We start from the raw sequence: 7,808 nt of genomic DNA, 5'->3' as shown, positions 1-7,808 counted from the left end.
TTATAAAAGTAAAGCCCTGATAAATGATTTACCAGGGCTTTACTTTTAGCAGGAGTTTTATAGATTATTTATTAACCTTAATCTCAACCCTGCGATTTTGTATTCTTCCTTCTTCAGTGGTATTGTCTGCAATAGGGTTACTTTCACCATAACCTTTCACAGTTAAGTTATCTCCATTGATACCACTATTCACCAGGTATAATTTTACGGAATTAGCTCTTTCAACAGATAGTTCCATATTATGATCTGGYGTACCTTCGGCCGAAGCATTACCATTCAATACAAATTTTACAGTGTTATCTTTCTTCATTTCGGCAGCAGCCTGGTCCAAACTTTGGTAAGAAGTTGTTCTTAAAACAGCAGAGTTAAACTCAAACTGGATATTGCTGAAATTATAGTTAGGCTTAGGGGCTGGCGGCGGTGGCGCAGGAGCTGGTGTAGGTGCCGGTGCAGGAGCTGGTTGCGGGGCCGGAGCATACTGTTGTTCAGTTTCAACCGGTACAGGTTTTTGAGCCAGTTTTTTTGATTTACATGATAATACCGTGATGGCTAATAACGCGAAGATTAGGGTAAATAAAGGTGTTTTTAAAGCTTTCATAGCTAAGTTTTGTTTTTTTGTAAACATAAAAAATATTAGTCATTTCAACCTAAGTTGAATATAACACATTGATAAATAAAGCATTTACCAGCCATTTTGTTTGAAATAGCCTGGTAACAGCATTATCTTGTGCCGGTAACTAAACGGCAAATTTACGCTGCAAGTATTCAGCAAAAGTTTAAATGGCTATTAAACCAGTCGATTAATTTAAATAAAAAATCGAGGTAATTAATTGATTATCAATTGATTGATTTAATGAACTTAAATAAACAATTTTAAAACAATTAACTTGTATTAACATTTCTTTATCAGGTACTTATATTAGCAAAGCATGAAACACTTATTGATCCTATTATTTCTTATCAACATTTCCCATTTAGGTTTTTCGCAGGATATTAAAGGTAATTATGCCATTAAGAATGTGCAAACAGGAATGCTTTTACGAGTAAAAGATGCCGGCTCAAAAAACGGAACTCCTTTGGTAGCTTATTATCCTGAAAATTGGAAGTGCATGACCTGGAATTTTAGGAGTACCGGAGAAAATACCTATCAGTTACAAAATCTTTTAACCAATAAAACATTTCAACCATCGGCTGCAGCAAGTACAGATGTTCCTTTTGAGGAACAACCACTGATAGCGGGTGCGCCCAATCAACAATATGAATTTATACCGGTAAAAAAAGATACCTACCTGATTAAACTAAAGGGAACAGATTGGTACATTACCCCTGCCGATCCTAAAGGCAGTGTAAATTCGGCAATAGTTCTGGCTAAAAAACGAAACTCGGCTGATCAGTATTGGAATATTTATCAGCAGGCGCCAGCTATGTAAACATGGTTTTACCATTTTGATCTGGCTTACATAAACAAAACCCTGAAACTATACGATTTCGGGGTTTTGTTTATGTAAATATTTATTAATAATAACTTTAATTAATAAACATAAATATTTGAAAATTACTTCATTAAATGAATTAATTAACTTACAGCCTTTACTGTTCCTCCAACTAAATTATTACTACCGGTTTGAGTACTTTCTTTAAGTTTTTTGTGATAATAAATGTATGAGCCGGCTGCCACAAACAGTATTATAAACATAGGCGCCCAGTTACCAATAGATTTACCAGAGTTTATGATGGAATAGGTAGCACCAATCAGATCAAATGTTAACCCGGCATAAGCCCACTCTTTAATACGGGGATAACCAGGGATTAAAATGGCTATCACTCCCAATATTTTAGCGACACCTAAAAATGGAATGAGGTAAACAGGATACCCCATTTCCTTGAAACCGCCCACGGCTACAGGCATAACAAGGGCATCAGGTATTGCTGAACCCAGCATAAAGAATGCAAATAGTCCCGTAAAAATCCAGTAAATAATTTTTGTCTTTTTCATGATGATTGATTTATTTTAGGTTAATAATTATTACTCCTGTAAAATTAAGGTTACATTGGCATACTGAATACGGTGTTAATGCGGCTATTTTAGGGGCTGATTACGACTAAGTTACAAAACCTATTTATCTATATGAGACATATATCAATATTGGTTCCTAAGAGAGCCATCCTTGGAAGTTTGGAAGGTTCGCGCCAATTGTTTACCCAGGTAAACCAGTTTTTTATGGCTGCCGGCAAAGAACCTATTTTTAAGGTTGAGCTGGTAGGGCTTACCAAAGAAACACCTGTTAGCGGTGGTTTATTCACTGTTAATGCTAATAAAACAATTGGTGAGGTCCAAAAAACCGACCTGATCATTATTCCTGCAATTGATGGTGATATCAGCGTAGAAGTTGAAAACAATAAAGAGTTTTTACCCTGGATAACCGAACAATATAATAACGGCGCCGAAGTGGCCAGTTTATGTATGGGTGCATTTTTACTGGCATCAACCGGTTTATTAAACGGCAAAAAATGCGCTACGCACTGGATGGCAGCTAATGAATTCAGAAGAATGTTTCCGGAAGTTAATCTGGTTACAGAAAAAATCATTACCGATGAGCAGGGCCTTTATTCAAGCGGAGGAGCCTTCTCCTACTTGAACCTTATTTTATACCTGATAGAAAAATTTGCCGGTCGTGATATAGCCATTTTAAGCGCAAAGGTATTCGCTATTGAAATGGAACGTAATAACCAATCGTCATTTATAATTTTCCAGGGTCAAAAAGATCATGCCGACGATCCTATAAAAAAGGCACAGGAATTTATTGAGAAGAATTATCAGGACAGGATCACTGTAGAGCAGTTAGCATCTATGTTTGCACTGGGCCGAAGAAACCTGGAACGCAGGTTTAAAAAAGCGACAGCCAATACCGTAGCAGAATATATACAGCGTGTAAAGATTGAGGCTGCCAAAGTAAGCCTGGAAACCTCGCGCGAAAACGTGAACGAGGTAATGTATAACGTGGGCTATACCGATACCAAGGCATTCCGTACTACATTTAAGCGCATAACCGGCTTATCACCTATTGATTACCGGAATAAGTATCAGCGGGAATATGCTACTTAACCGATAATATTATTACCGGTTAAGTAGCCAGCTTAAAAATGGGGTTGCTTTAAAAAATTCCACTATGATTTCTGTGTTTTTAAGTTAAAACTGTTCTATGATAAATAAGAGCTAAACACCCAATTTTCAGTTGAATCACTTATTTTACTCCATTCATCAGTAATGGCAAAAACTGTTACCCGTGTACCCTTAGTAAGTGTATGAACAACCGGGAATGATTTGTCTGGCCCCGAACGCACATTCAATACATCTGCATTTACTTTTAAAGATACTGTTTCAGGTGTGCCATTGATCTGTTTGATCTTACTATCAATTAAAGGGAAAAAGTTAGCTTCGGCCGAAGTGATAGTATTAGTTCCGAAAAAGGCAGTACCCGGACAGGTTTTCTGCTCGCCGCCAACCTGATTATTGTTTACTTTACTCTCAGGAAACCTTTTACCTGTTCTGTCAAACCAGTGGTGGTAAACCACCTGTTCTTTTATCGGTTCAAGGTTGAACTTTATACAAAGCGCCGCATTTAGAAACACAATGGCATCTTTATGCTCCTGGGTCATTTTGTCGTGGCCTGCGTCAAAATTTCCCAAATTTTCTATACATATGGCGCCCGTGTTAGCCCCAAAGATGCCGGCAGGTGTAATATCTATAGGTCGGCATAAACCAATATTCCCTGATGGGAACGTAGTAATGTTTTGACCAATATCGCTCCATCCGTTATCTTTGATATGATAATTTCGCATCGACTCCAGCCAGTACATTTCTCCATGACTTGGGCTTAATGATTTATAATTAGGTTCCCAGGTATGATGGTTTTGTATAACCTTGATATCCCTTGAAAAATCAGTGTTCATCAGGTATTTTTGAAAGTCCTGCGGTGTATAAATACGAAATTGAGCTAAAGCCATGATTTGTCCTCCTGATTAATGGTTTAAGTATTTAATGATATGTAATGATTATTGATTAGGCCATTGTACGTTCTTCTTTACGGTATTCTTTCCTTATTGCTTCCACTAAATCATCATTACGTATGTATTTGTCGTTTCTTGAGATGGATTGCAGAGCAGCATAATGAATAATATTCAATATGGCCGCGCCGTTCAGTTCATATTTGTCGGCCAGTTCACGTAAATTAATATCAGGTTCGGGCTTGTATGAAGCAGGGAATGCCTTTTCCCATAATTTTAGCCGTTCAAAGGCATTAGGTATGGCAAAGTGGATGATAGTGTGAAAACGTCTCAAAAACGCGTCGTCCATATTGCTTTTTAAATTTGATGCCAGGATCAGTAAACCTGGAAAATCCTCAATGCGCTGGAGCAAATAACTCACTTCCTGGTTGGCATATCTGTCATGCGAGTTTTGCACATTGGTGCGCTTGCCAAACAGGGCATCGGCTTCATCAAAAAACAATATCCAATTCTTATTTTCGGCTTTAACAAATACCTTTTCAAGGTTCTTTTCTGTTTCGCCGATATACTTGCTCACCACCTGCGACAGATCAATACGGTATACTTCTTTATTTAAATGCCTGCCAAGCAAGGTTGCTGTTAATGTTTTACCAGTTCCTGAGGGGCCATGAAAAAGCGCGCGATAACCTGGTTTTATCTTTCGCTTTAATATCTCGTCCTGCATCAGGGTATCATTGTGCTGCACCCATACCATGATCTCATTAAGTTGATTTTGGGTATAATTATTCAACACAAGATCATCCCAGGTCATGGCGGTAGTTATATTTTTTGCAGGGAAATCCGGGCTGAATTTTGGTGTAGCCTCCGTACCCGTTATTAAACGGGTTACCAATTCCTGATCAAGTATAATACGACCGCTCATTAATGGTTCGCCATCTTTTACCGGTTCCAGGGATAGCATCCCATGTTTAGCCAGTATTCCGCTGGTAAGCAAATACTGAACAGAAATGCGTTTTTCTATATCATTGCCGGCTATTATAAATTGCGCGGTTTCGCCGGTTGGCAATAATCCACGGTGGTTGTTACCCTTTACGCCTCCAAATTCAGAAAAATCGCCCCCTTGCGGTAAAAACTCCTGTATAATATTTTCAAAAAAGGTGGCTTTTAAATGTGGCACCAAAGCGGTTAACAGTATAATGTACTCTTCGAGCGGTAACTGATGCTTAATGATAAACCCGTTCAGGGGGCTGCCATCATCCTCTACTTTAACTGCAGGAAAAATGGCATCTGCATTATTAAAATGAGATTGCAGTCGGTTGTGAATCACCTGATTCAGGACTTCAAAAGAATCAGTTATAGATTGAGTTTGCATTATACGTTATTAGTTATTTATTTTTTTACATCACAATCCTTTATGATCTCTGCGGATGGATGTTGTCCTATATCGGGTAAATTACCCGCGCTTAAAGGCGTAATCGCTTTTTGACAATGTTCATCAACCCTGGTTCTTACTGATTTTGGAGAATGCCATTTTTGGCTATCTCTTTCTTTTGTTTTACTGGCCAAGCACCAGAAATAATTGTTCCACTGATCGGGATGAACACCGGTTTGTTTTTCCAGGGAGGCTTTGGCCAGTGCATCTGATGCAAATTTTTGACCGGCGGCAGCATTTACAGCATCTCTGAATTTGGCTAAGCTTAAATTAAACGCCAGCGTAAAATCATTGCAGTGCTCTTGTTCTCCTTCTTTAATTTTATCTGAGCCTGATTGGGTGATCTGCCAATATTTATCATAAGTGCCTTTAGGGCAAAAATGATGCTCTTCTCCCGCGCCGCCATCCTGAATAATCACACTACCTTTGTCTTTAAACGTCTGTGGCAATAAATAAAATGAACTCACCGGCATACCTGCGGTTGTTTTTTGTAAGACTCCGTTTGTTAAAACAACTTCAGGGTTGGTTACATCGCCCCTGTTCAAGGTGGTTTTTCCAAATGAGTCATCTGTATTACCTGCTTGTTTTAAAAACTCATCAATTGTTACTCCCTGCGGATTGCAGCTTGGGCCTGTACTGGCCTTGATTACAGTTGGGTTAACTTCATCGGTACCACCATCTTTCTTTACACCGCCATTGTCAAGCATTTCGGCATTAGTAACTTCAATGGGATTACTTTCTTCCCCCTCTTTTGAAACATAGGCATTAATCGTATTTTGGTCATTATCAGTAGTTTTTCGCTGTATATCTGACTTCTTTGGTTCATCGTGTTTAAAAAGTTCGGGTAAACGCAAAACATCCACAGTTAAAAAAACGCCACTTCCTTTGGGTAATTGATCATCAAACTGCCCGGGAAGTGTTCTCATTATCCACATCGGCGATTCTCCGGGATTGCTAACCAGCATGGGCGTGGCCGGTAGTGTTTGATTAACAAACGCATCCAAATTAATAATACCGCCTCCAAACTTCAGCTTGATAGACCCTCCGGTAAGTCCAAAACCACTTTGGGCAGAATAACCACTGCTTAAACCCAATGTCAGATCTGTTTTAGGTATAAAGCTCCATTTTTCATGCATCATGTCCAGATATGGCTTAAACTCAAACTCTGTGTCAAAAGTAACAGGTGCTCCCGTAGCCTGAGGTAATTTGTACTTGAACGATGATAACGGGAAATACTCATGATGCGGGATAAGGGAAAGAGGTAAGGCAATATTTTTATCGTCCAGTAACTTTATGGTATCCGCCCTGAATCTTGGATCGGATGCAAATACGGATCCTAATATACCCACAGAGCTTAAACCAAAGCCAATAATTCCAGCTTTAAACTCTGTAGGTTGTGTATCCCATACTGCTTTTTTCAGGGCATCTGTTTGCTGATCCTTCCATTCGTCAAAACCTGGTTTATTACTTAATTCATCCTTAACAACTGAGGCACCTTCGGTAAGGGTTTTAGTTGGATCATCCTCTCTTTGAACCAAATTGGGAGCAGCCTWAAAAAAAGTATTTTTCTCCGAATCGCCGATGGGTGCGCGCATTACTTTATCAGCCCCTTGCCCATCGTATGCCTGATTTACAGATGGCTTGGGTTGATAGAAAGGCATGGCTTGTTTATCCTGCCGGATAATATTATGGGAGCCTTGATCAACTTTTCCTTTAACTAAATTCATTTCAAAATATCATCCATTGTTTCATATACATATTCCTTATTCCGTCAATTACGGTTGTTTTTTGTCTTTAATCTTGTCGGCATTCATCCGAATTAGCCCTCCTGGTTGGCGACCACCCTCAATACGGGCAAATGCCTCGTCATCTGGCCCGATCCAACTTATAAATTTCCCTCCATCTGCTTCAACTTTTACATGACACAACCTGAGTTTGCCCCACGCATCTATCTCCACAATCCTATCTCCTTCTGAAATAGGGTTATCGATATGTCCCTGTATAGGCAGCCCAAAAGAACTGTCATAAGGATCATCGACTTTAACTTCCTGAAGGCCAATCTGTTTTTTGAAATTACTTCCCTCCTCCTGGGTTTTACCTGCAGCTATAGCAGTGCCTTCAACTTCAGGTGAAACCCATTTTATAAATTTCCAGTAATCCTTTTTTGACGCGGCGATACTTATCGGGGAATATTCAATCAGGGCCGGTTTTTTTACATTATAAGCTTCAAGCATTATAATTCGGTGATAATCAAATGCATTACTAAATGCTCCAGCCGTTTCATTTGCCGCATATTTAACTATTTCTTCATGCTTGCTTACAAGGTCGCGTATTTGAGCAACATATACCCCCTCAGTTGCAACTGCCG

General features: G+C 39.2%; 8 protein-coding genes. 2 read left to right on the top strand and 6 right to left on the bottom strand.

The features are described 5' to 3' along the window. Nucleotides 1–64: 64 nt before the first annotated feature. Nucleotides 65–598, bottom strand: a complete 534-nt coding sequence (locus AC1DRQ_RS28105) for an OmpA family protein (RefSeq protein WP_477428923.1) — start codon at nucleotides 596–598, stop codon at nucleotides 65–67. A gap of 331 nt (nucleotides 599–929) precedes the next feature. Between AC1DRQ_RS28105 and AC1DRQ_RS28100 the strand changes: the two genes are divergently transcribed. Then, nucleotides 930–1,430, top strand: coding sequence for an RICIN domain-containing protein (locus tag AC1DRQ_RS28100; protein WP_477428921.1), 501 nt, complete (start codon nucleotides 930–932; stop codon nucleotides 1,428–1,430). Nucleotides 1,431–1,576: 146 nt separating this feature from the next. Here AC1DRQ_RS28100 and AC1DRQ_RS28095 read toward each other — a convergent pair whose 3' ends face one another. Beyond that, entirely contained in the window at nucleotides 1,577–1,996 is a 420-nt protein-coding gene (locus AC1DRQ_RS28095; RefSeq protein ID WP_477428919.1) for a DoxX family protein, read from the bottom strand. Between the two features lie 132 nt (nucleotides 1,997–2,128). Here AC1DRQ_RS28095 and AC1DRQ_RS28090 point away from each other — a divergent pair, with 132 nt between their 5' ends. After that, entirely contained in the window at nucleotides 2,129–3,106 is a 978-nt protein-coding gene (locus tag AC1DRQ_RS28090) for a GlxA family transcriptional regulator (RefSeq protein WP_429392567.1), read from the top strand. 95 nt (nucleotides 3,107–3,201) lie between these two features. Here the strand turns inward: AC1DRQ_RS28090 and AC1DRQ_RS28085 are convergent, their stop codons facing one another. From AC1DRQ_RS28085 to AC1DRQ_RS28070, 4 genes are all read right to left on the bottom strand, one after another. Then, complete coding sequence (locus AC1DRQ_RS28085) at nucleotides 3,202–4,008, bottom strand: SH3 domain-containing protein (RefSeq protein WP_477428916.1); 807 nt, start codon at nucleotides 4,006–4,008, stop codon at nucleotides 3,202–3,204. 55 nt (nucleotides 4,009–4,063) lie between these two features. Next, nucleotides 4,064–5,380, bottom strand: coding sequence for an ATP-binding protein (locus tag AC1DRQ_RS28080; RefSeq protein WP_429392563.1), 1,317 nt, complete (start codon nucleotides 5,378–5,380; stop codon nucleotides 4,064–4,066). A 17-nt stretch (nucleotides 5,381–5,397) separates the two neighbouring features. Continuing rightward, the gene (locus AC1DRQ_RS28075; protein WP_477428914.1) at nucleotides 5,398–7,167 is read right to left on the bottom strand and encodes a hypothetical protein; all 1,770 of its coding nucleotides are present in this window, start codon (nucleotides 7,165–7,167) and stop codon (nucleotides 5,398–5,400) included. Between the two features lie 48 nt (nucleotides 7,168–7,215). Then, the coding region (locus AC1DRQ_RS28070) for a hypothetical protein (protein ID WP_477428912.1) at nucleotides 7,216–7,808 on the bottom strand (593 nt) is incomplete at its 5' end.

The organism is Mucilaginibacter sp. P4_E8, from assembly GCF_056401495.1.
Note: the sequence above shows the minus strand (reverse complement) of the source record. Positions and strands in the feature narration are given on the sequence as shown.